The following is a 22,625-nucleotide window of genomic DNA, read 5'->3' on the forward strand; positions in this document are numbered from 1 at the left end:
TCGGGCGGACATGGAGGTTGCCAGCGTCTGAGGCTTGCATGCTCGGCCTCGGGGGGGCGCTTGTTGTAGCCTTGGCGGCGGGAACGGTTGGCTGGCGCGGGAACGACGCTCCCAAGGCTGCGGTCGAAACGAAGATCATGGACGGTGCGCCCGCCATCCCCCGCCAATATCGCGCGCTGGTTGAGATCACGGAGAGCGAAGCCGCGCCCTTGACGACCGGGCAGGAGGCGGAGGTGCAGAATGGCAGGCTGCGGTTTGCGTCCGGAGCCATTGCCGCAGCATCGCCTTTCCGGGCGCTTCAATCCGCAGGCGAGGACAGGAGCCGCGCGCTGCAATGCCTGACGCAGGCGATCTATTATGAAGCAGCAGCCGAACCGGAAAGCGGACAGCGCGCGGTGGCGCAGGTCGTTCTCAACCGTGTACGTCATCCCGCGTTCGCAAAGACGGTGTGCGGCGTGGTGTATCAGCGCTTCAACGCGTCAGTGTGCCAGTTCAGTTTCGTATGTGATGGTTCACTTGCGCGGCGGCCGATGGCCGTCCTCTGGAATCGGGCGCAGCGGATCGCGGCGGCGGCGCTGGCGGGACAGGTCGAACCGAGCGTTGGCACGGCGACCCATTATCATGCCGATTATGTGTTCCCTGGATGGGCGCCGCATCTGGCGAAGCTGGTGAAGATTGGCGCACACATCTTCTATCGCTGGCCGGGCGCGTGGGGCCTGCCGCGTGCTTTTACGGGACGCTATGCCGGGGGTGAATATATCCCTGCCTTCGATCCATCGCAGATGGTGGCGGTGAGGGAGCCGCAGATCGATTATCCTGCGGTGGCGGCGCTGCCCGAACGCCGGGCGGCCAATGATGTGGGCGGGCGGATGGACCCGTCCAAGGGATGGAAGCTCTCCATTCCTGATCCTTCACAAGGGGGCGGCGCTCTCACCAGCATGCTGGCAGCGCAGGAAAAGGCTAAGGCGGTGGCGCTCGCCGCCGATGAACATGCAATGCAAGAGGCAAAACCATGATGGGGCGCTGGATCAGCTGGCTGCGGGGGCAGCCGGGCAACAAGCAGGTCATCCTGTATAGCGGCGGAGGCATGCTGGCGTTCCTGTTATGGGCCAGCCTCGCTCCGGTGGATGAGGTGACGCACGGGCAGGGGCGGGTTATCCCGTCGAGCAAAGCGCAGGTCATCCAGTCCGCCGAGCCGACCACGATCGAGGAGATATTGGTCCGGTCAGGGCAGAAGGTCAGCAAGGGGCAGTTGCTGGTGCGTCTGGACGACGCAATGCTGGCGTCCGAACTGGGGCAGTTGCAGGCGGAGACGCGATCGCTGACGGCTCGGGCAGGACGGCTGGAGAAGGAAGGCACCGGGACAGGGGCCAACTGCGCCACGGGTGGCCCCGAATGTCAGCAGGAGCAGGCGCTAGCCGCAGTTCGGCAATCGGCGCTTCGCAGCAAGCAGGATGGGCTTTCGGCCCAGGTGGAACAGCGCCGCCGCGAACTGGGCGAGGCGCAGGCGACGATCGACAGCCTGGGTGGCAGCGTTCAGTTGGCGCGGCAGAGGGTGGCAATGCTGGAGCCGCTTGCGGCCAAGTCCATTGTCCCGCAGACCGAATTGCTCGACGCCCGGCGTGAACTGGTGGATGCGCAAGGGCGGCTTAACGCGGCGCAGCAGCAGGCGTCGCGTGCATCGGCCGCGATCCGCGAGGCCCAGGCGCAACTGTCCGAGGCGAATTTTCAATTCAAGCAGGATGCGCTGAACGAACGTAGTCAGCTGGAGGCCAAGATTGCGGTCAATAGCGAGTCCCTGCGCGGCGCGAAGGGTCGAGCGCAACGCGCGGAAATTCGTTCGCCCGTCGATGGCGTGGTCAACGATGTGCAGGTGACGACCATCGGCGGCTTCGTGACGGCGGGGCAGAAGATCATGCAGATCGTCCCCATCGGCGACAAGCTGCTGGTGGAGGCGCGGGTGAAGCCGAACGACATCGCCTTCATCAAGACCGGTGATCGTGCGGTCGTTAAGGTCACCGCCTATGACTTTTCCATCTATGGGGGCCTGAGCGGCACCGTGCAGCAGGTGTCGGCTGATAGCGTCTATGACGAAGCGACGCGGGAGGCCTATTTCACGGTGGTAGTTGAAACCGACCGCGCTTGGCTGGGCACTGGCGCGCACAAGCTGCCCATCACGCCCGGCATGGTGTGCGATGTGGAGATATTGACGGGCCGCAAGTCGGTGTTGGCCTATCTGCTCAAGCCCATCATGAAGGCGCGGTCGGAGGCTCTGCGGGAGCGGTAAGCAGTGACTGTGCTCAGCGAGCGGCGAACTGGACCGGCAGTGGCTTCGTTACGCGATAGCCGTGCGTCCAGCGGCCGTAAGCGTTGAAGCTCATGATCGGCCGATAGTCGCTGACCTCTGAAGAAGGCAGCACCCGATCTGTCATATTGTCTAGGATCATCAGGTCGCTGCCAACACGCACTGCCAGCACCGCGTGATCGGTCTGCCTCACCAGATCGCGCGCGATGACGAGGAACATGGCGTGGCGATCGAAGCCAGCCGCTTCCAGAAGCTGCATCTTGGCGATGGCATAATCTTCGCAATCGCCAGCCCCGCGTTGGAGCGACTGGCTGGCTGAAGCCCAGCTGTCGTGGCCTTGCCGATCGTCAACGAAGCGCAGGCGGCTGTTGATCCAGCTATTCACCATCTCCACCTGCTGTAGCCCGGCAGCGGCGCGCGCCGACCGCAAGAGGCTGGCCGACAGGACGGTAGCCGGAGCGAACCGGGTAGCGGCGGCCCATTTGTCGTCGAGCGGTGTCCGGCTGACTGCCATCGCCACCGATCCGAAGATGTCCGGCTGTCCCGCGCGCGGCGCTGGAGTAGATGGCAGCGGGGTGGACTTTGGCATGGCGAAGGTGGCCACAGGCGCTGTGATGAGGTCGCGCATGAAGGTGGGCACGAGGTCGGGCTGCTTATAGCTGAGTGCAGGCTGGCTGAGGGTCAGGCGGATGCCTTGCAGTTCCCATCCGGGCATGCGCGAAAGCGTCCGGTCAACGCGGCTGTCGTTGACGATAGCTTGCGGTTCCGCGACTGGCGGTGCCCAGTTGAAGGATGACATGCTGCCCTGCTGCGCGCTGATGGCGGCAAGGCGGCTCATGCCGCCTGCGAGTAGGGTGGATGCGAGGCGATCGGCCTGTCCATAGTCTGCGCCCTTTAACGCGGCGCTGGTGATGCTGCCGGTCGGCGTAAGGGTTTGCGCGAGCGCGGTGCCGCTCTGCACCGACAGCAGCAGAGCCGGTGCGGCAAGCGGTGCGATGCGAAGGATCTGGGCGAAGCCTGACATGCTTGCCCGTATCGCGCGGAAGATTGAACATCCCGTCGCCCGCAGTGGTTAATGCTGCGGTAGCCACGAAATCCGGAGGGGGCACTGTCGCGCGGCGATGCTTGCCTGCGAGAGGGTCAGGCGTCGATCGCTTCTTCGTCCACCGTGGCCGCATTTTCCTGAATGAAGGCGAAGCGGTGGGCGGGGTTGGTTCCCATCAGGCGCTCGACCAATTCCCGCACTTGCTGACGATCCTCGATATCGTCGGGCAGGGTTATGCGGATGAGGCTGCGGGTCTTGGGGTCCATGGTGGTTTCGCGCAACTGGCCGGGGTTCATTTCGCCAAGGCCCTTGAAGCGGCTGACTTCGACCTTCTTGCCCTTGAACTCGGTGCGCAGCAATTCTTCGCGATGAGCGTCGTCGCGTGCATAGAGGCTCTTCCCCCCGGCAACGAGGCGGTAGAGCGGCGGCTGGGCGAGATAGAGGTGCCCGCGCCGCACCAGTTCCGGCATTTCCTGGAAAAAGAAGGTCATGAGCAGTGTGGCGATATGCGCGCCATCGACGTCAGCGTCGGTCATGATGACGACGCGCTCATAGCGCAGATTGTCGGGATTGCAGTCCTTGCGCGTGCCGCAACCGAAGGCCAGGATCATGTCGGCGATTTCCTGGTTCGCCAGGATTTTCGCGTTGTTGGCTGATGCGACGTTCAGGATTTTGCCGCGTAGGGGCAGGATCGCCTGCGTCTTGCGGTCGCGTGCCTGTTTGGCCGACCCACCTGCCGAATCGCCTTCGACCAGGAAAATTTCCGTGCCTTCGGGATCGTCGGTCGAACAATCGGTAAGCTTGCCCGGCAAGCGCAGCTTGCGGGCGGATGTCGCGGTCTTGCGCTTGACCTCCTTTTCCGCCTTGCGCTTCAGCCGCTCGTCCATACGGTCGATGACATAGGCGAGCAGCGCCTTGCCCCGCTCCATATGGTCCGACAAATAATGGTCGAAATGATCGCGCACCGCGTTCTCGACGAGGCGGGCGGCTTCCGGGCTGGTCAGGCGATCCTTGGTCTGGCTCTGGAATTGGGGATCACGGATGAAGACCGACAACATGATTTCGGAAGAGGTCACGATGTCGTCTGCGGTGATGTCCTTCGCCTTCTTGTTGCCGACCAGTTCGGCGAAGGCGCGGATACCCTTAACCAAAGCGGCGCGCACCCCTGTTTCGTGTGTGCCGCCGTCGGGCGTCGGAATGGTGTTGCAATACCAGCTATAGCTGCCGTCCGACCAAAGCGGCCAGGCGATCGCCCATTCGACGCGGCCCGCCGCGTCAGGAAAATCCTGGCTACCAGAGAAGAAGGCGCTGGTCGCGCATTCGCGTGTGCTGATCTGTTCCTTCAGATGATCGGCAAGACCACCGGGGAACTGGAACACGGCTTCGGCTGGCGTATCGTCGCTTATGAGTTCGGGCGCGCATTTCCAGCGGATCTCGACGCCCGCGAACAGATAGGCCTTGGAACGGGCAAGCCGGTAAAGACGAGCGGGCTTGAACTTTTGCTCGCCGAAAATTTCATGGTCGGGGATGAAGCTGACCGATGTGCCCCGCCGATTAGGTGCCCCGCCGATCTTCTGAAGGCCGCTGGTAGGCAAGCCCTGCGCGAAGCTTTGACGGAACAATTCCTTGTTGAGCGCGACTTCCACCACGGTCACGATCGAAAGCGCGTTCACCACGCTGATGCCTACGCCATGAAGGCCGCCGGACGTGGCATAAGCCTTGTCGGTGAACTTGCCACCGGAGTGGAGCGTGGTGAGAATTACCTCCAGCGCCGATTTGCCGGGAAATTTCGGGTGCATTCCAACCGGAATGCCGCGGCCATTGTCGGTGATGGTCAGCTTATTGCCGGGTTCCAGCATGACCTCGATACGGGTGGCATGTCCCGCAACCGCTTCGTCCATGCTGTTGTCGAGCACTTCGCTGGCGAGATGATGGAGTGCCCGCTCGTCCGTCCCGCCGATATACATGCCTGGACGGCGGCGAACCGGCTCCAGTCCTTCGAGCACTTCGATGGAGGATGCATCGTAATCGGAGGAGGAAAGCGGCTGGCTCGCGAACAGATCGGACATGCGCACAAGCTATAAGCGGGTCGGCGGCGGGCGCAAGCAGGAGCTATGAAGAAGGGGCCGGTCTAGGGTGTGTGGGGATTCAGCCCATGACGGGCTGCAAATGGCGACTTTCTGCGCTTCCGGTGCTCACGTACTGCAGTACGCTGCGCGCCGGTTCTCGAAATTCACCATTTTCGCCTTATCCTGAACTGAATCCCCACACACCCTAATCGACCGGCCCCTTCAAATTTCAGAGCTTAACGGAGAGTCAGCGAACGCGCGGACCGCCGAAAGGCAGGGGCGGAGGCGGACGGCGCGTACCGCGCGGCAGCTGAGCCTGATACGCGCGGCCGCAATGTTCCACGCAATAAGGGAAGCCGGGGTTCACGGTCTCACCACAGAAGTGGAAGTCCGGTTCGCCCGGATGGCCCATCGGCCACTTGCAGATACGCTCGGTCAGGTCGAGCAGCGATGTCTTGCCTGCGATTTCCGGGCTAGGCTTGGCAGGGACCAGGCGGCGGGGAGGGGCAGGTGGGATCGGTGCCTGCTGGTCGCCGGGACCCTGGCGAAGGAATCCGCCCGGACCAACCGATATGATGCGAGGCTGCGGCGCGGGTGTAGGGGCGTCTGCGGCAGGAGCTGCGGCAGATTGTGCGGGCGCGGGCGCAACCGACGGAGCGGGGCGGGCGGGAGCGGGTGCGCTATGCTGCAACGGCGCGGCGGGTTTGGGCGCTTCGGCCTCGGGTGCGGGCTTGCGGACGGGAGCAGCCTTTTTGGGCGTCTCGTTCGGCTTTACGGGCGAAGGGCGCGATTGCAGGCCAAGGCGATGCGCCTTGCCAATCACGGCATTGCGGCTGACACCGCCCAGTTCGTCCGCGATCTGGCTGGCGGTCAGGCCTTTTTCCCACATTCCCTTGAGCTGGTCGATACGCTCGTCGGTCCAGGACAATGAATGACTCCTCAAATTCTCTGGCTAGCGCCCTATATGGGACGCGCCTGCACAGGTTAAAGCCCATGCACAACGCCCTTGCGGCACAACAGACCAGCCGATAGTCGATCGAAGCATGAACGAACAGCCCCAATCTTCCGTATCCGCCTCTTCGCCTCCTCCTTTTCATGAGCCGGGTGAACTTGTCATCCGCAACGTCAACTGGGCGGGGACCCGCGCGCTCTACCAGAAAGAGGTGCGCCGCTTCATGAAGGTGCAGCTCCAGACCATCTGGGCGCCAGCGGTTACGACGCTGATGTTCCTTATCATTTTCTCGATCGCGTTGGGCGGGGCAAACCGGCAGGTGCTGGGCGTCCCCTTCGCGGACTTCATCGCGCCGGGGCTTATGATCATGGGCATGATGAACAATGCCTTTGCCAACAGCAGCTTTTCTCTGCTTGCGGGGAAGATGCAGGGCACGCTGATCGACTATCTGATGCCGCCACTTTCCAATAGTGAGTTGCTGCTGGCTCTGGTCGGCGCGGCGGTGACGCGCGCGGTTTGTGTGGGGCTGGCGCTGTGGGGGGCGATGGCGCTGTGGCCGGGGGTCCATGTGACACCGGCGCATCCCTGGGCGATCATCTGGTTTGGGCTGATGGGGGCGGCGCTGACAGCGTTCATCGGGGTACTGACATCGATCTGGGCGGAAAAGTTCGATCATGCCGCCGCGATCACCAATTTCGTGATTGGGCCGATGACGCTGTTGTCCGGCACCTTCTATTCCATTGACCGGCTGGCGCCCGTGTTCCGCGCGATCAGCCATGCCAACCCGTTTTTCTACGCGATATCGGGCTTTCGCTATGGTTTCGTCGCGGCGGCGGACGGAGATGTTGTCGTGGGAAGCATCGTTCTGCTGGTGCTCAACGTTGCTCTGGCGCTGCTGTGCTATGTGCTGCTCAAGCGCGGGTGGAAGCTCAAAGCCTGATCTAGCCCCGGTGCGGATGGATCAGATGAAGCCCGCTATAACGGGGAGGGTCAGGGTCATGACGAACAGAGCCACTGCCGCGATCAGCCAATGATGGAGACGGGGAAGGCCGAGGTCATTCCGGCCCCCCTCCGGCTGAACATTCATCAGATGACGCCCTTGCCGCCCACGCGGGTGAGGGCAAAGCCCGCCGCTTCGGCTTCGCTGCGGGGATAAATGTTGCGCAGGTCAATGAGCAGGGGCTTGTTCATCGAAGCGGCAAGGCGCTTGAGATCGAGCGCGCGGAAAATATCCCATTCCGTGACTAGCACGAGAGCGTCGGCGCCAGTCGCGGCCTCGTAGGCATCTTTCGCCATGGTGACGCCCGACATCATCGGCCGGGCCACCTCCATGCCTTCGGGATCATAGGCGACGATGCGGGCTCCGGCATCCTCCAGCGCCTGTACGATGGCGAGGCTGGGCGCATCGCGCATGTCGTCCGTGTTAGGCTTGAAGGTGAGGCCGAGCAGGGCAACGGTCTTGCCGCGCGCTTCGCCGCCCAACGCCTTCACAATCTTGCGGCCCATCGCGCGCTTGCGCAGGTCATTTACCTGCACCACCGTTTCCACGATGCGGATCGGCGTGTCGTAATCCTGTCCCGTCTTCACCAGCGCCAGCGTGTCCTTGGGGAAGCAGGAGCCGCCATAGCCGGGACCGGCATGAAGGAATTTGCTGCCGATCCGGTTGTCGAGGCCAATGCCGCGCGACACGTCCTGCACCTCGGCACCGACAGCTTCGCACAAGTCCGCCATCTCATTGATGAAGGTGATCTTGGTCGCAAGGAAGGCGTTGGCGGCATATTTGATCAATTCCGCCGTGCGCCGTCCAGTGAACATGACGGGTGCCTGGTTGAGGTTCAGCGGCCGGTAGATTTGCGCCATGACGGTCATGGCCCGTTCGTTGCCGGTGGTGCCCACGACCACGCGATCCGGTCGTTTGAAATCGCTGATCGCGGCGCCTTCACGGAGGAATTCCGGGTTGGAGACCACCTGGATATCGAGGTCTGGGCGTACTTCCTGGACGATGCGCTCAACCTCGTCACCCGTGCCAACCGGCACGGTTGATTTGGTGACGATGACCGTTGGGCCGTCCACGGCTTCGGCAATTTCGCGCGCGGCGGCATAGACATAGCTGAGGTCCGCATGGCCATCGCCGCGGCGCGAGGGTGTGCCCACAGCGATGAAGATCGCGTCCGCGCCCTTGACTCCCGCAGCGAGGTCGGTGGTGAAGGTCAGTCGGTCGGCCGCAGCATTGTTAGCGACGAGCTGATCAAGCCCGGGTTCATAGATCGGCATGCGGCCGGACAAGATCGCATCGATCTTGCCAGCGTCCTTGTCGACGCACACGACGTCATGGCCGAAATCGGCGAAACAGGCGCCCGATACCAGGCCGACATATCCCGTGCCGATCATCGTGATCTTCATAAACTACCCGCTGCCTCGTAAGAAAAAAATGAAGGATTGACTGCGCCCTAGCATAGGTCATCGCACCTGCGAAAGCGCGCGTCGGAATTACCCCTTGTTCAGGGGATGGTTACGATTTGCTGGCAGGGGGTAGCCTTAAAGGCTCGCATCAGGGGGCAAAGATGAAAGTTGCGGTGGTATTCGGGACCCGCCCCGAAGCGATCAAGCTGTTTCCGGTCATTCACGCGTTGCGCGCGCGGGATCATGTCGATGTGTGCGTAATCGTCACGGCGCAGCATAGGGGTTTGCTCGATCAGGTACTCGACATTGCGGGTATCAAGCCGGACATTGACCTTGACGTGATGACGCCGAACCAGACGCTGGACGGTCTTACGGCGAAGCTGATCGTCGATCTGGGCAAGGCGTTCGATGCGGAGAAGCCGGATCGGATCGTCGTACATGGTGACACGCTGACGACCATGGTCGCGAGCCTCGCCGCCTATTATCGGCAAATTCCGGTCGCGCATGTGGAAGCGGGATTGCGCAGTGGGGATATTTATCATCCCTGGCCTGAAGAGGTGAACCGGCGGGTTGTCGCTTGCGTGGCCGACATGAACTTTGCGCCCACCGGCGCGGCGGCCGATGCCCTGATACGGGAAAATCGCGATGCGGCCAGCATTCACATCACCGGCAACACGGTGATCGACGCGCTGCTTGCGACGCGCGAAAGAATTGCGGGCACGCCTGCGCTCGCGGCGGGACTCGATGAACTGGCGTTGCGCTTTGCAGGGAAGCGCATCATCGCCGTTACCAGCCATCGGCGGGAAAATTTCGGCGGGGGCATGGAAGCGATTGCCCGATCCATTGCCGACATCGCGGCGCGTCCGGATGTGGCGGTGATCTTCCCCGTCCATCCCAATCCCAATGTGCGCCCGATCATGGAGGCGGTCCTTGGGAAGCTGCCGAACGTCGCGATGATCGAACCGCTCGATTATCCGCATTTTGTGCGCCTGCTCGACATGTGCCATCTGGTCCTGACCGACAGCGGCGGCGTGCAGGAGGAGGCGCCGTCGCTTGGCAAGCCGGTGCTGGTGATGCGCGAAACTACCGAACGGCCTGAAGGCGTGACGGCAGGGACGGCCAGGCTGGTGGGCACCGACCGTGCCCGCATTGTTGGTGAGGTGTTGGCGTTGCTCGACGATGACGAGGCTTACCGGGCGATGGCACGGGCGCATAATCCCTTTGGCGATGGCCGCGCGGCGCAGCGGATCGCGGCGGTCATCGCGTCGGGAAGCATCGAGGTGGAAGGTCTGGAGGAGGCGGCATAGCTTCGAGTCAGGTGCGGCGCTTTTAACTCTTCCAAACCTCATCGTCCGGGGATCGTTCGTTACCGGAATCTTTAGCATTTGCCTTCAAAAACAGCGGCAACTGATCGATTTTCCGGGATTATTGCATGCCTATCGACAAGCAGCAGAAGGTTTCCGTCATCGGGCTGGGCTATATCGGATTGCCGACTGCCGCCCTTATCGCCCGTGGGGGAGCGCATGTCGTGGGCGTCGATGTCAGCGCTCATGTGGTTGAAACCGTCAATTCGGGCCGAGTGCACATCGAGGAAGTCGATCTTGACGGCCTGGTGCAGGGCGTGGTCGCAAGGGGAAATCTAAGAGCCAGCCTGACTGTCGAACCGAGCGACGTCTTCATCATCGCGGTTCCCACTCCGGTGGCAGAAGATCGCGCGCCGGACATCTCCTATGTGCTGAACGCGGCGCGAACCGTTGCTGAGGTACTGAAAGCGGGCGACACGGTAATATTGGAGTCCACATCGCCCGTCGGCACTACCGAAGCCATGCGTGACCTGTTCGCGAAGATTCGCCCTGACCTCAAAATGCCGGGACCGGGCATGGCCGGGGATGTCGCAATCGCCTATTGCCCGGAGCGCGTTCTGCCGGGCCGCATTCTGGTCGAATTGATCGACAATGACCGTTGTATCGGCGGTATAACACCGCGATGCGCCCGCAAGGCATTGGCCTTTTATCGTCAGTTCGTGCGCGGAGCCTGCATCACGACAAGCGCGCGTGCCGCCGAGATGGTGAAACTCGTCGAAAACAGCTTCCGCGACGTCAATATCGCCTTCGCCAACGAATTGTCCGTCATTGCGGAAGGCATGGACATTGACGTGTGGGAAGTGATCCGCCTTGCCAACCGCCACCCGCGCGTGAACATCCTTCAGCCAGGGCCGGGAGTGGGCGGGCACTGCATCGCCGTGGACCCTTGGTTCATCGTCCATGGCGATCCGGAGAATAGCCGCCTGATCCGCGCCGCGCGCGAGGTGAATGACGCGAAGACCGACCATGTCGTTGCCAAGGTGTCGGAGCTGATCGACGAGTTTCCAGGCGAGGACGTCGCCTGTCTCGGTCTGGCCTTCAAGGCAAATATCGACGATTTCCGCGAAAGTCCCGCCGTGAAAGTGGCGAGCCGTCTGGCCCGCCGTTACGGCCGCCGCGTCAAGTTGGTTGAGCCTTACGCGCAGGCCTTGCCCATGGAGTTCGTCGGCACGGGGGCAGAACTCATCGATCTCGATACGGCTCTGGAACAATGCGGCGTTTTCGTCATTCTGGTTGATCATGACATGTTCAAATCAGTCCCGGTGGACGAGCGCTTCGGCAAGGCGGTTTACGATACGCGCGGCGTATGGCCGGACCAGCCACGTCGCCTGCCGCACGATCAGCCGGGGCGTATGGCGGGTTGACCGAGAGCCGCTTGGCCCAGAGCGCCATGGCCGCAGTTGCCATGGCCATTTAGCCTCGCTAACCCCGCCCAAGCGTTTCGCCCCTCGGCGGACTGTTTGAAAGGCGTGGGGAATTTTCACCAATGGGCTGGCCGACCAACAGGAAGCAACAGGCTCTGGCCATCATTCTGGCCTCTGCCTCGCTTGGCGGCTGTTCGACGGTTGAAGACGCCCCCCGCGAAGCCGCTGCCTATGCGGTGATACCCGCCCCGCAGGCTGTCGGCCTGGACTATCACATCGTTCCTGATGATGTGCTGCGGGTGCAGGTATATCATGAACCCGGCCTTTCGCTGGAGGACGCGGCGGTCACGGCGGCAGGTATGGTGCGTCTGCCGTTGATCGGCGATGTGCCGGTCGCGGGCCTGTCCGCTAGCGAGGCCTCAGACGTGATCGCTGGCAAGCTAGGCGAGCGTTATCTGGTTTCTCCTCAAGTTACCGTCTTCGTCAAAAAGGCCGTCGGTCGTCGCATCACTGTGGATGGCGAGGTGAGGCAACCAGGGCTTTATCCCGTCGAAGGACGCATCGGGTTGCTGCAAGCTGTCGCGTTGTCGAGGGGGCCGAGCCGCCTTGCCAGCCTGAAGCAGATCATCGTCGTTCGTCAGGTGGAAGGTGAACGGAAAGCGGCGATGTTCGACTTGAATTCGATCCGCCGGGGCGAGGCGCTGGACCCTGAAATTCTGCCGGGCGATACCATCATAGTTGGGCTATCACGAGCGAAGGCCATCCTGGGCGGGACGTTGCTGGCGCTGCCGGTGTTGGGGGCGGCCTTTGTGTCTCTCGACGGAGAGCATTGATGGCAGGTCGCACGATCCGCATCGATAACGACCATGCGCCCTTAGGGCCGGAGGGACGCAGCGCTCGCATTGTGACGGCGGCCCGTGCCGCCTGGACGGCGATATGGCGCCATCGTATCATCCTGTTGGTCACCATGGCGCTTTGTGTGCTGGCGGGCATCATCTTCATACTTCTTTCAACGCCTGATTACCGCGCCACAGCTTCAGTCGAGGTAGAGGACGTACCCGCAGGAGCGGCGGGCGCGGGAGCAATCCAGCGACCGGCCGCGCCCGCTGACAATGAAGCGCTGATGCAGACCGAGTTGGAGGTGCTCCGCAGCCGCGCTTTGGCCGAAGATGTGGCACGCGAGTTGGCGTTGGTCGGTAGCCGAACCTTTTTTGATGGTATGGATGAACGGCGCCCCGAGCGCGGATCCGGATCGCTCAGCCAGCGGCAGGTCGAGACCGAAGCCGTCATCGGCCTTCTGCGCGACAACCTGGAAGTGGAATTGCCGGGCAAGAGCCGTGTCATCCGCATCAGCTTCACCAGCGCTGATCCCATATTATCGGCGCGGGTCGCGAACAGTTATGCTGACAGTCTGATCAGAGCGGACCTGAAGCGCGGATTTGAATCCGGCGTTCAGGCGCGACGCTTCCTGTTGGGGGAGCTGGACAGTGCGAGACGGGATCTGGAGCGCGCCGAACGGGACCTTGCCGCCTATGCTGCCCAGACCGGCTCGCCTTCAGGCACGTTCGTGGATGGAGGCGACAGGTCTACCAACTCGAACGGCACGACCGCGACGCGGCTTGCGCAGTTGAATGCCTTTCGCGCTCAGGCGACCGCAGATCGGATCGCAGCGCAGAAGCGTTGGGAAAGCGCCCGCCTTTCCAGTGTCGAGACGCTGCCCGAAGTGCTGAACAACGGCGCGATGCAGCAGTTGATGACGCAACGGGCGCAAGCGCGGGCGGTGGTGGTGGAAGAGCGGCAGTTTCGCAAGGACGCCCATCCCGAGATGCGGGAAGCCCGGGCGCGGCTGGCTGCGTTGGACGATCAGGCGACCGCGATGGCGAACAGCATCCGAGCCTCCTTGCAAGAGCAGTTTGAAGTTGCCGTACATGGTGAGAAGCAGATCGAAGCCGAGATTTCGGGCGTGGAGCGCCAGGCGCAGGCAGAGCGTGGACGGGGCGTGCAGATGAGCATCCTCGAGCGCTCGGTCGATACATATCGGCTGCTGCATGACAGCTTGCTTCAGCGTTACCGTGACATGGCATCGCAGGCGGGTTTTCAGGCGGGACGCATACAGCCGTTGGACCCTGCCGCCGTCCCTTCACGGCCATCGTCGCCGAATATCGGCATCACGATGCTGATGGCTTCGCTTGGCGGTCTGTTGCTGGGTTTGCTGATGGTCGCGGGACGCCATGTGTTCGACGATGCAGTGACCTCTGCCGATACGCTGGCGGAGCGTGCCAACATGCCGCTGCTGGGGACGGTTCCGGTTACCGACAAGCCGACTGCGGAAACCTATGTGCCGATTGCATCCTCGCTGTTGCTCGCATCCTCGGCCGGATTGCCTGCTTCCATCCTGATCACCAGCGCGCAGGAAGGCGAAGGGAAGTCTTCGACCGTCCACGCACTGGCTCTCGCCTTGGCGAAACTGGACCGTCGAGTGCTGGTGATCGACGCTGATATGCGTCGGCCGCGACAGCATGGCCTGTTCCATGTCACGCCCGAACGCGGCCTAAGCGAAGTCATGACAGGGCAGGCCAAGGCGGAGGATGTGATCGTCAGCAGTGATGTCCCCGGAGTATCGCTTCTGCCTAGCGGCGCGATTCCTCCTAATCCCGCTGAACTTCTATCCACTTCCGCTTTGGACGTGCTGCTCGCGGCCGTTCAGGGACGCTATGACACGGTGCTGATCGATGCACCCCCGATCCTGGGTGTTCCGGATACATCGCTACTGGCGTCGAAGGCGGAGGCGACGGTGTTGATCGTGGAGTGGGGGCGCAACCATCATGGCGGCCTGAGAGTGGCTGTAGACCGCGTGCGCCGGGCGGGCGGCGCCATCATTGGCGCGGTGCTGACCAAGCAACAGGGCCGTGCGTTTGAATATGAGTATCATAGGAACGGGTAGGGGATCTCGGCCGTCTCCGTCGCTCATAACTTAGGAGGGGTGCTGCCGGTCGGCGCCAGAGCGTCGTGCTTTTTATCCTAATCCTCAATCCCGTTCGGGCTGAGCTTGTCGAAGCCCCTTTCTTTCTAAAAGAAGTGGGTCCCTTCGACAGGCTCAGGGCAATCGGCAAAAGGAGGTGGTGCCGATTTAAAGCTCGAAGCTATAGATGAGGTCGCGCTTCAGGATGGCTCGATACGCAGCACGGCTTCGTGCGTGTTCGCGATGCCGCTTTCAAGTGTGAAATTTACTGACGGAGCCGCTCGATCGCCTGAGCCAGCGCGACGTAGAGCTTGCCCATATCGGACGAAAGTACCGCCACCCCGAGTGCATTGCCGTCCCGCGCGGAAAGGATGATCCGCAGCATGGATTCGAAGTCGTGAATGTAGCGGTTCACATGCTCCTGAAACTCGGCATCATTGTCATAGTGCAGGGCGATCTCACGCGATTCGCCTGCGTCCAGCAACTTGACCGCCCGGCGGGTGAAAACGCCGCGGTCGCCTTTGAGATAGGAGGCCCAGGCCGAGTCGGTGACGTCGTTCGACAGTATTTTTGCGACGTCGATGGAGGTGCTGTTAAGCGATTCGATCAGCAGGGCCGATCGGCGCGCAAAATGATCGCGATCGCGGTCTTCGGCGGCCCGTTCCGCTTCCTCGATCCGGGATTGAACGCTCGCATTTGTGTCGGCAATTGTCAGCAGCTGCCGCGTAAGGCGATCGGACGCCTGATGCGCAGCGCGAACAGCCTCCTCCGCGACCTGAGCGAGCTTTTCGATCTGGGCCGTTACCTTGTCATCGACTGCCTGCTGAAGGGCGGCCTCGCTGGCTTCGGCAAGCGACTGCACGGCGTCGGGAATGGCACGGCCTAGTGCCTGACGTGCGCGCTCGGCAGCCTGATCGGCGGTATCCTTGACGCGCAGCAATGCGGTCACCAGCAATGGGCCAGCGCCTTCGGTGATCCGCGTCGCGTCCTGATGAGCGTGATCGAGCGCGGTGCGCAGCTTCTCAACCAGTTCGCGGTTCGCCTCGACGCCGCTTTGCGTGCTTTCCAGCCATTCGGTAAGGCGGCGGCCCTGGCCGCGCAGCAATTCTTCAGCTTCTTGGGTGCGGCCGACCAGCGCTTCGGAAATGGCCTCCAGCCGTTCCATTTCCGGTGCCGCGCTATCAAGCAGTTCGCGGCTCGTGGAAATCCGCGTGTCGAAGCGCTGCAATGCAGCGGGGAAGGTTTCGTCCAGTTCCCGGACGCTCGAATCAAGAGCGACGAGTAGGGTTTCCGCACAGCTGATCAGCTTTTCCGCCGTCACCCCACCCGCAGCCAGGGCGTCATCGATCCGCTGTGTTTCAACGGTGAGGCGGGAAAGTGCCTCGGTAAGCCGATCGTTCCGGGACAAAGCGCTTTCTTCCAGCGCCGCAAATCGCGACTGCGCGCTTTCGATGGCCTCGCCAAGCGTGTCATGCAGGCCGGACACAAGCGCGCGTTGTCCTTCGACCAGATCATTGATCTGGTGGAGGCGGCTTTCGACTTCGGTCATGTGATCGGAAATGGCCGAAACGGTTTCGTCGCCGATGCTCTGGATATCGCCGCGTGAGCGCGTCACCAGCGCGTCGAGAGCCTCCGCCTGCCGGGCCAGACCCTCTTCAGTGAAGGTAACGCCTTCCTTCGCGCGGGCGAAGGCGACTTCAGTGCGTTCACGAAGCTGAGCTTCGATCTGTTCAGAGTCATGTGACAGGGCAGCAAGGGCGTTCTGGCTCGTCGTGGCGATGCCTGCCTGCGCGGTTTCGACCAGCGCGCGGAGCGCCTCAGCTTGCGCCGTCAGATCACGATCGGCCGCCGCCATGCTCTGCTGTGCATGCGCCACAGTCGTTTCAAGGCGCTGCCGCACGTCACCTTCAACCCGGTCGAGGTTCTGCGTGAGCAATTCGATCGTCGCTTCGGCGCTGTTAGTTATGCCAGCGCGTGCGCGTTCCAGCAGGCTGGCGAGGGTGCTAGCCTGCCGATCCAGTTCAGCTGCCCCTTCCTGCATCGTCAGACGGGCGCTTTGCGCTGTGGCGTCGATCCGCCCAGCCGCAATGTCGGCCATGCCGTTGACTTCCTCGGTCGCAGAGCGGGTAGCCTCCTGCAACTGGGTGAGTTGGCTCGACAGGCTCTTCGTGGCGGTCAGCGTGCGGGCGCGGGCATCGTCGGACAGTTCGCCAAGAGCGTGAAGCCGAGCCTCCAGCGTGTCGATCCGTTCCGCCAGCGCATGGCCGTTATCGATGATCTGCGCTGCCATGCGACCGGCCCGATCCTCCAGTTCCGGCATGGCAGAGATCAGGGCATCCATGCGCGTAACGAGGGCGGCTCCTGCGCGTTCGGCAGCTTCCGCCTTTTCCGTCGTGCTGTGGGCGCGACTGGCTATCAGTTCGGCAGAGGCCTCCATATTGCTGCTGGCGGCCGCGCCATAGCTGTCGAGCAGTTCGGCCTGGTCCTGCATAGACTCGCGGGCGGTAGCCAGCTGACGGTTAATACGGCTGAGCCGGGCTTCCAGCTGCTCCGCCTCCGCGTGTAGCGCGCGCGCAGTGTCGAGATAGCGGCGCGACTCGGCTCGGCTGGTGCGAGCGAGCAGTAGATAGCAGACGCCGAGTCCTACGACCGGCAGCAATATGGTCGTTATCAGGCCAGGCCAAGCGGCAGGGCCTGCCTGCCATTGGTTCGTCGAGACTGTCGCCCATCCTGCAAAGCCGAGCCACAGCAAAGCTGCGAAGCCGAATATGGCCTGCGTCCGGCGACCGAAAGGATCGCGGTACTCCTCTGCCTCGCCGTCTTCATCGCTGTCATCGACGACCTGCTCCAACAGCAGTGTATCGTCCTTCCGCGACTCGTCAGAAGTCGCGATGCTTTTGTCTCGCCAGAATTCGACGATGGTGCTGCCCCCGGTCATGACCCCATCCTATCATCTTTTCAGCGCAACAAAATGCCCTGTTACCAAAACTTAACGCAAGCCCGATAGCGTTCGGCCCATGTCATACGATCCTGGCGCCCTGAATGCTGCTCTTGCTGCCGCTGTCGGCGAAGATTTCACGCTGATCGCGGACCTTCGGGTGGCCTTCATGGAAAGCGCCGAACGCCAGTTGGACCTCCTCCGTAATGCGCAGTCCGACGCGAATTGGGAAGTCGCATCATGGCGGCTGAAGGGATTGGCGGCGAGTTTTGGCCTTACGCACCTCATGGCATTGGCTGATGAAGCAGCGGATTGTGTAAGGGGCGATCCACGCATTCTTCGTCAATTGCGAATGGCGATCGACCGGCTTCAACAAAGCTGAATCGCAGCATGCTTGCGTGATGGCGGTAGCCTTGCGAAAAGGCAGGTTCACACAAGAACGGGTCAGTTCCATCTCAGCATGACTTTTGCGGCCATTCTCAGCGCCAGCCGGGCGTCCAGCGATTCTTCGGCGGCCCTCCGCGCCAGCCTGCATTTTGCGGGGCAGACGCTGGTTGAATATCAGGCGCGGCAGGCTGCCCGGGCCGGGGCAGATCGCATCATGATACTTGTGAGTGTCATCACGCCCGCCCTTTCCCAGGCTGTGGACAGGTTGAGTGCCGACGGGATTTCGGTCGCCCTGGTTCGCGATATGGTGTCCATGGTCCGGGACGCGCCGCGCGATGCCGATGTGGTCCTGGTCGCTGACGGGGTCGTCATTGCGCAGGGTCATTTCGACGCCATAGCCGAGCGCGAGGGCAACGCTCTTCTTGTCACGGACGACAGTCATGCCAGCGCTCCGCTGGAACGGATCGATGCAGGTCAACGATGGGCTGGCCTGGCCCGGATCAGTCCAGACCTGCTTTTTGGAACGCTCGACATGATCGGTGACTGGGACCTGTCGCTGACACTCGTTCGCGCAGCCGTGCAAAATGGCGCTCGCCGCATCACCGTTCCACAGGATGATCTACTGACGGGGCGTGTTGCACTGGTCGATGGGCAGGCGCAGGCCGACCTGGTCGCTCAAGCGGTGATGTCGGCCGGTTCGTCGACGAAGAGAATGCGCGGCTTGGCTGAACATTATATTCTTTGCCCTGCCGCCCGATTGTTCAGTCCCGCCCTGATGCGCACCCAAGTCCCGGCGGCACAAGTGCGTATCGCAGCCATGGCATTGGGCGCGATTGCCCTGGTGCCGATAGAGTTGCTTTGGCCCGCGACGGGGTTCCTTTTGTTATTGCTGGCATTGGGGGTCGCGGAAATCGCGGATCGGCTGGATGAACTGGCCCTCCGATCACCACCGGCAGGATGGACCGCATTCGTTGTCCCCTTCTTCGCGGTTGGCGGGATATCCCTCGCCGGAGGGAGCGTGCTGGCGACATGCCTCGCGCTGCTGCTTGCCATCATCCAATTTGCTGACCGCTGGAACAGGACGGGGGGAGCGAGGGCCTGGATGATCTTCACGCCTGCAAGCGCGGTGATCCTTCTGTTGCTGACGACTTCGCTGGGCGCGGCGATGATGGGTTTTGAAGTTGCAATGCTGGCCGCCATAGCATCCGCAGGTGCGATCATCCTGCGCAAACCCGCCTGATATATTTCACGCATAGGGTTTAGTGCATTTTAAGGACGTGCGGCTATGTTGGCCGCCATGAGCGCCTTTTCGTTCCTTACCGGGCCAACGGCGGCGGACAGTTGGCCTGCGGCACCCGTGCTGGCCGGCATGTCGGCCGTGCCCGTAGGTCATGCCATTGATCTGGCATTTTTCTTTCCCAATGAGGGGCGGGAACGTCACGATGCGCTGATGGCTGAAACGCGGCGCCATCTGGGCGGCTGCGTCGCTGGTATCGAGCATGCCCTGCGATTCGCGCTTGAACGGCCAGACGTGACGAGCCTGCTGGCGCAACAGCCGGAAGCCATTTGCTGGCCGACCATTTGCGCTCAGCCAACACTGCTAGGCCCGGCATTGCTCTCTCACATGCAGATGCGTGCAGGTGCTACACTATTGCTGAGGCAATTTGGCCAGCCAGACGATCGATTGGACGAGACAGAAGCAGAGATCATCTTTCCCACCGATGATCCAGCGGTGACTGAAGCGCTTGCCGCCCTTGCCATGGCGGAGGGGCGTTGGCTGACGCTGGGCGGGGAAGACGAGCCGATGCAGCCGGACATTCCTGCCGAACATTATGCGGAACTCCTATGGACCGCTGCCGCGTGCCTGATGGCTGTCGTTCAGCGGACGTCGTTGTTGGATGCTGGAGAAATCCTTCCTGCGGTCGAAAAAGCCGGGTGGGCTTTATTGGCTGAACATGACGAGAGTCGCAGCCCGATCGCGGCGGCAGACAGATTGGTGCGCCGCCTGGGTGAACGTGCAGACATGCCTGAGTTGCTGGGCGCTGCTCTGGGCCAGCGGCGGTTCCTGCTATTCGCGTCCCTCGCGGCTCGGCGATTGCGCATGGATAGCGCGCATGTGGCCGACATATTGGTGATGGGGCCGGTCCCTGAACTGGCTGCGCTGTGCCGGTCACTAGGGGGATCGGATGCTGACTATCGTCATTTGCTGATGGCATTGCGTCCTGTCCGGCCCTCGCTCACGGACGCTGCAATCATCGTAGAGGCGGAACGGTATCAGGCGTTGACAGAGGCGCAGGCGGACGGTTTGGTGAACGCATTACGCGCGCCTCGAGCTCTCCGCGCGAAAATCGATCATCTGCGGCGGATCACTGTCTGATGAATATGCCGGTGCATCCTGCCATTATCCGCGCGACTGTAGCGGCGAATGGATTGCTATTGAGCGCGGATGCGCCTTTGCTGGCCTTACAGCGTGAGGCGGGTTCCGATCTTGGCGCGGTGCTGGCTATTCCTCAATTGGCAGCGCTGGCGCGGCTTGCGTCGCGCCTTTCTGTTACCGTTTCACGAACGGTCACGGCGGCGGCGGATCGCGGCGACATCGACATGTGGGTGCGGGCTAAGCCCGAAGCCGACGGCGTGCAGATATCCGTGATCGAATGGAATGAGCGGCCAGCGACTGCTGCTCCCATCGACATGATGCGCCGTGAAGCAGATATTGCGGCCGTCGCAGAAGGGTGGACCTGGCAAATCGACACGCAACTGCGGTTCCAGATGGTGTTGGAAGGGGTAGGGCCGGAAAGTGCCTTGCCTCAGCAGCCTCCGATACCCGGTAGCCGTCTGACCAGCTATTTCGAACTGCGGCCGGATGAAGAGGGTGACCTGGCCATTCTGCGCGGATTTGCGCAGCGTCGCGCCTTCCGTGACCAGATCGCAACCTTGATTGCCGAACCTGAGCAATGCTTCCGGCTTTCGGGGTTTCCGATGTTCGATCTGGCGGGGCAGTTACTCGGATACCGGGGCAAGGCATTTCCATTGGATCGAGCCATTCTGGCCCCTCATGTGCCGCCTGCGCCCGCCGTGGTCATATATCCGGCAGAGTTTGGACGGCGCCTTGATCGTTCCCTGCGCCAGCCATTGGGCCGGATCATCGCCAATGCGGATTCGATCAACGCGCAGTTCGATGGGCCGCTGCGTCCGGACTATGCGGGATATGCTTCCGACATCGCGGCTGCGGGACGTCATTTGATGGCGCTGATCGATGATTTGGCCGACTTGCAGGCGATCGACAGGTTGGACTTCACCGTTGCGACCGAGGATGTGGACCTGGCCGATATCGGGCGACGGGCCGCTGGGCTGTTTGTGGTCAAGGCGATGAGCCGCAAGATTAAGCTTTTCCCACCAGAATCGGACCCTAAGACCGTTGCTACGGGTGAATTCCGGCGCGCACTGCAAATCCTGATGAACCTCGTCGGCAACGCTGTGCGCTACGCGCCTGAGGATAGCGAAGTGCGGATAGAGACTGGCGTCGATGACGGACGAGCGTGGATCGCTGTCATGGATCAAGGAGCAGGTGTCCCGGAAGATAGTCGAGAGCGCATCTTCCAAAAGTTCGAACGGCTCGGACGGAGTGATCCTGGCGGTAGCGGTCTTGGCCTCTATATCTCCCGCCGACTTGCGCTTGCCATGGGTGGAGACATTCAGATCGGTGATGCCCCTGGCGGGGGTGCGCGATTTATGCTGACGCTACCGGCGAGCAGCTAGAGCGGTTTTCGACCGCTATGAATCGGTAAGGGATTCCCTTGCGGGCTGATTTGTGATTCAGAATCTGTGCTGGTGAAGGAGGCCAGCATGGATGGGGCACCCACTCTCTATGGATTTGCGCGTCCGGCTTCTGGCAGCGGTTGATGGCGGGCTGAGTTGCCGAGCGGCGGCGGTGCGGTTTGGTGTGGCGCCATCGACGGCGATCCGTTGGCATGCGCAGAGGCGCGAGACGGGTGCCTTTGCTTCCAAGCCGCAAGGTGGCGACATGCGATCCCGCCGAGTAGAGGAGCGAGCGGCTGACATCTTGGCCTTGTGGGAGGCGCGCAAGGACATCTCGCTCGAAGAGCTGCGTATTGCCTTGGCCGAAGCGGGTCTGACAGTATCGGTTGCCGGGCTGCACCGCTTCTTCGCGCGGCGGGGCATGACGCGCAAAAAAAGACTGGGCATGCCATCGAGCAAGACCGCCCCGACGTCCTGAGGCAGCGCCACGACTGGTTCGAGAGCCAGGTCGATCTGGAACCGGAACGTTTGGTGTTCATCGACGAGACGTGGACCGCCACCAACATGACCCGCAGCCACGGGCGTTGTGCCAGAGGCGAGCGGTTGCGGATGGGATACCCACACGGCCATCGCAAAACCACTACACTGGTCGCGGGCCTCCGCATGAGCAGCATGGTCGCGCCAATGGTGCTGGACGGCCCGATCAACGGTGACTGGTTTGAAGCCTATGTTGCGCAAGTTCTCGTGCCGGAACTGCGGCCTGGTGACATCGTCATCATGGACAATCTCTCGAGCCACAAGCGACCTGCGGTCCGTGAGCGGATCGAGGCGGCAGGGGCAACGCTGCGCTTCCTGCCGCCTTATAGTCCCGACTTCAACCCGATCGAGAAAGCCTTTTCCCGCCTCAAGGCCATGCTCCGAAAAGCAGGCGAGCGCACCATCAGCGGCCTGTGGAGCCTCATCGGCAGGCTCGTCGACATCTTCCAGCCCACCGAATGTGCCAACTATTTCAGCTCGTGCGGATATGATCCAGATTGATCGAAAACCGCTCTAGAATAAAAAAAACGGCGCCGATTT

General features: G+C 62.1%; 18 protein-coding genes. 12 read left to right on the plus strand and 6 right to left on the minus strand.

Annotated elements, in window-relative coordinates:
* Window positions 1-38 precede the first annotated feature (38 nt).
* Window positions 39-1,016, plus strand: coding sequence for a cell wall hydrolase (locus AC6JBC_RS05695; protein ID WP_498025863.1), 978 nt, complete (start codon window positions 39-41; stop codon window positions 1,014-1,016).
* The gene (locus AC6JBC_RS05700; RefSeq protein ID WP_196225756.1) at window positions 1,013-2,287 is read left to right on the plus strand and encodes an HlyD family type I secretion periplasmic adaptor subunit; all 1,275 of its coding nucleotides are present in this window, start codon (window positions 1,013-1,015) and stop codon (window positions 2,285-2,287) included. The genes AC6JBC_RS05695 and AC6JBC_RS05700 overlap by 4 nt, the downstream gene beginning before the upstream one ends.
* 13 nt (window positions 2,288-2,300) lie before the next feature.
* Here the strand turns inward: AC6JBC_RS05700 and AC6JBC_RS05705 are convergent, their stop codons facing one another.
* The 3 genes from AC6JBC_RS05705 to AC6JBC_RS05715 form a co-directional block, all read right to left on the minus strand.
* Entirely contained in the window at window positions 2,301-3,329 is a 1,029-nt protein-coding gene (locus AC6JBC_RS05705; protein WP_196225757.1) for a transglutaminase-like cysteine peptidase, read from the minus strand.
* 116 nt (window positions 3,330-3,445) lie between these two features.
* Entirely contained in the window at window positions 3,446-5,419 is a 1,974-nt protein-coding gene (parE, locus tag AC6JBC_RS05710) for a DNA topoisomerase IV subunit B (protein WP_196225758.1), read from the minus strand.
* Between the two features lie 247 nt (window positions 5,420-5,666).
* Window positions 5,667-6,347, minus strand: a complete 681-nt coding sequence (locus tag AC6JBC_RS05715; protein WP_196225759.1) for a GcrA family cell cycle regulator — start codon at window positions 6,345-6,347, stop codon at window positions 5,667-5,669.
* 115 nt (window positions 6,348-6,462) lie between these two features.
* Here AC6JBC_RS05715 and AC6JBC_RS05720 point away from each other — a divergent pair, with 115 nt between their 5' ends.
* The gene (locus AC6JBC_RS05720) at window positions 6,463-7,311 is read left to right on the plus strand and encodes an ABC transporter permease (RefSeq protein ID WP_498025864.1); all 849 of its coding nucleotides are present in this window, start codon (window positions 6,463-6,465) and stop codon (window positions 7,309-7,311) included.
* Window positions 7,312-7,332: 21 nt separating this feature from the next.
* Here the strand turns inward: AC6JBC_RS05720 and AC6JBC_RS05725 are convergent, their stop codons facing one another.
* Window positions 7,333-7,458 carry a hypothetical protein gene (locus tag AC6JBC_RS05725; RefSeq protein WP_498025865.1) on the minus strand — a complete coding sequence of 42 codons (126 nt, stop codon included), beginning with the start codon at window positions 7,456-7,458 and terminating at the stop codon, window positions 7,333-7,335.
* Complete coding sequence (locus AC6JBC_RS05730) at window positions 7,458-8,774, minus strand: UDP-glucose dehydrogenase family protein (RefSeq protein WP_464779224.1); 1,317 nt, start codon at window positions 8,772-8,774, stop codon at window positions 7,458-7,460. Before AC6JBC_RS05730 ends, AC6JBC_RS05725 begins: the two co-directional genes overlap by 1 nt.
* Before the next feature lie 161 nt (window positions 8,775-8,935).
* Here AC6JBC_RS05730 and wecB point away from each other — a divergent pair, with 161 nt between their 5' ends.
* The 4 genes from wecB to AC6JBC_RS05750 all read left to right on the plus strand — a co-directional run bounded on the left by wecB (window position 8,936) and on the right by AC6JBC_RS05750 (window position 14,446).
* The gene (wecB, locus tag AC6JBC_RS05735; protein ID WP_498025866.1) at window positions 8,936-10,081 is read left to right on the plus strand and encodes a non-hydrolyzing UDP-N-acetylglucosamine 2-epimerase; all 1,146 of its coding nucleotides are present in this window, start codon (window positions 8,936-8,938) and stop codon (window positions 10,079-10,081) included.
* Between the two features lie 125 nt (window positions 10,082-10,206).
* A complete protein-coding gene (gene wecC, locus AC6JBC_RS05740) occupies window positions 10,207-11,502 on the plus strand; it encodes a UDP-N-acetyl-D-mannosamine dehydrogenase (RefSeq protein WP_498025867.1) in 1,296 nt (431 codons plus the stop codon).
* Window positions 11,503-11,624: 122 nt separating this feature from the next.
* Window positions 11,625-12,335 carry a polysaccharide biosynthesis/export family protein gene (locus AC6JBC_RS05745; protein WP_498025868.1) on the plus strand — a complete coding sequence of 237 codons (711 nt, stop codon included), beginning with the start codon at window positions 11,625-11,627 and terminating at the stop codon, window positions 12,333-12,335.
* Window positions 12,335-14,446 carry a GumC family protein gene (locus AC6JBC_RS05750; protein ID WP_498025869.1) on the plus strand — a complete coding sequence of 704 codons (2,112 nt, stop codon included), beginning with the start codon at window positions 12,335-12,337 and terminating at the stop codon, window positions 14,444-14,446. Before AC6JBC_RS05745 ends, AC6JBC_RS05750 begins: the two co-directional genes overlap by 1 nt.
* Before the next feature lie 283 nt (window positions 14,447-14,729).
* On the opposite strand, the gene AC6JBC_RS05755 is transcribed toward AC6JBC_RS05750, so the two are convergent.
* On the minus strand, window positions 14,730-17,402 hold the full coding sequence (locus tag AC6JBC_RS05755; RefSeq protein ID WP_498025870.1) for a coiled-coil domain-containing protein: 2,673 nt from the start codon (window positions 17,400-17,402) through the stop codon (window positions 14,730-14,732).
* Between the two features lie 79 nt (window positions 17,403-17,481).
* On the opposite strand from AC6JBC_RS05755, the gene AC6JBC_RS05760 reads away from it, so the two are divergent.
* From AC6JBC_RS05760 to AC6JBC_RS05780, 5 genes are all read left to right on the plus strand, one after another.
* Window positions 17,482-17,784, plus strand: coding sequence for an Hpt domain-containing protein (locus AC6JBC_RS05760; protein ID WP_464788435.1), 303 nt, complete (start codon window positions 17,482-17,484; stop codon window positions 17,782-17,784).
* 78 nt (window positions 17,785-17,862) lie between these two features.
* Complete coding sequence (locus AC6JBC_RS05765; protein ID WP_498025871.1) at window positions 17,863-19,029, plus strand: hypothetical protein; 1,167 nt, start codon at window positions 17,863-17,865, stop codon at window positions 19,027-19,029.
* Window positions 19,030-19,074: 45 nt separating this feature from the next.
* On the plus strand, window positions 19,075-20,166 hold the full coding sequence (locus AC6JBC_RS05770; RefSeq protein ID WP_498025872.1) for a DUF2336 domain-containing protein: 1,092 nt from the start codon (window positions 19,075-19,077) through the stop codon (window positions 20,164-20,166).
* Window positions 20,166-21,548 (plus strand): sensor histidine kinase, encoded by a 1,383-nt coding sequence (locus AC6JBC_RS05775; protein WP_498025873.1) that lies wholly within the window; start codon window positions 20,166-20,168, stop codon window positions 21,546-21,548. Before AC6JBC_RS05770 ends, AC6JBC_RS05775 begins: the two co-directional genes overlap by 1 nt.
* Window positions 21,549-21,639: 91 nt before the next feature.
* A protein-coding gene (locus tag AC6JBC_RS05780) for an IS630 family transposase (RefSeq protein ID WP_498025874.1) occupies window positions 21,640-22,586 on the plus strand; the annotation gives its coding sequence in 2 pieces (ribosomal slippage) (window positions 21,640-21,976 and window positions 21,976-22,586; 948 coding nt in all).
* Window positions 22,587-22,625 lie beyond the last annotated feature (39 nt).

This window comes from Sphingobium sp. RC1, assembly GCF_059738765.1.

Bases quoted from the DNA above. Each gene is read 5' to 3' on its own strand.
- wecB (WP_498025866.1), top strand. From the start codon at position 8,936: ATGAAAGTTGCGGTGGTATTCGGGACCCGCCCCGAAGCGATCAAGCTG.
- AC6JBC_RS05730 (WP_464779224.1), bottom strand. From the start codon at position 8,774: ATGAAGATCACGATGATCGGCACGGGATATGTCGGCCTGGTATCGGGC.
- AC6JBC_RS05765 (WP_498025871.1), top strand. From the start codon at position 17,863: ATGACTTTTGCGGCCATTCTCAGCGCCAGCCGGGCGTCCAGCGATTCT.
- AC6JBC_RS05750 (WP_498025869.1), top strand. From the start codon at position 12,335: ATGGCAGGTCGCACGATCCGCATCGATAACGACCATGCGCCCTTAGGG.
- AC6JBC_RS05695 (WP_498025863.1), top strand. From the start codon at position 39: ATGCTCGGCCTCGGGGGGGCGCTTGTTGTAGCCTTGGCGGCGGGAACG.
- AC6JBC_RS05720 (WP_498025864.1), top strand. From the start codon at position 6,463: ATGAACGAACAGCCCCAATCTTCCGTATCCGCCTCTTCGCCTCCTCCT.
- AC6JBC_RS05700 (WP_196225756.1), top strand. From the start codon at position 1,013: ATGATGGGGCGCTGGATCAGCTGGCTGCGGGGGCAGCCGGGCAACAAG.
- AC6JBC_RS05755 (WP_498025870.1), bottom strand. From the start codon at position 17,402: ATGACCGGGGGCAGCACCATCGTCGAATTCTGGCGAGACAAAAGCATC.
- AC6JBC_RS05775 (WP_498025873.1), top strand. From the start codon at position 20,166: ATGAATATGCCGGTGCATCCTGCCATTATCCGCGCGACTGTAGCGGCG.
- AC6JBC_RS05745 (WP_498025868.1), top strand. From the start codon at position 11,625: ATGGGCTGGCCGACCAACAGGAAGCAACAGGCTCTGGCCATCATTCTG.
- AC6JBC_RS05760 (WP_464788435.1), top strand. From the start codon at position 17,482: ATGTCATACGATCCTGGCGCCCTGAATGCTGCTCTTGCTGCCGCTGTC.
- AC6JBC_RS05705 (WP_196225757.1), bottom strand. From the start codon at position 3,329: ATGTCAGGCTTCGCCCAGATCCTTCGCATCGCACCGCTTGCCGCACCG.
- wecC (WP_498025867.1), top strand. From the start codon at position 10,207: ATGCCTATCGACAAGCAGCAGAAGGTTTCCGTCATCGGGCTGGGCTAT.
- parE (WP_196225758.1), bottom strand. From the start codon at position 5,419: ATGTCCGATCTGTTCGCGAGCCAGCCGCTTTCCTCCTCCGATTACGAT.
- AC6JBC_RS05725 (WP_498025865.1), bottom strand. From the start codon at position 7,458: ATGAATGTTCAGCCGGAGGGGGGCCGGAATGACCTCGGCCTTCCCCGT.
- AC6JBC_RS05770 (WP_498025872.1), top strand. From the start codon at position 19,075: ATGTTGGCCGCCATGAGCGCCTTTTCGTTCCTTACCGGGCCAACGGCG.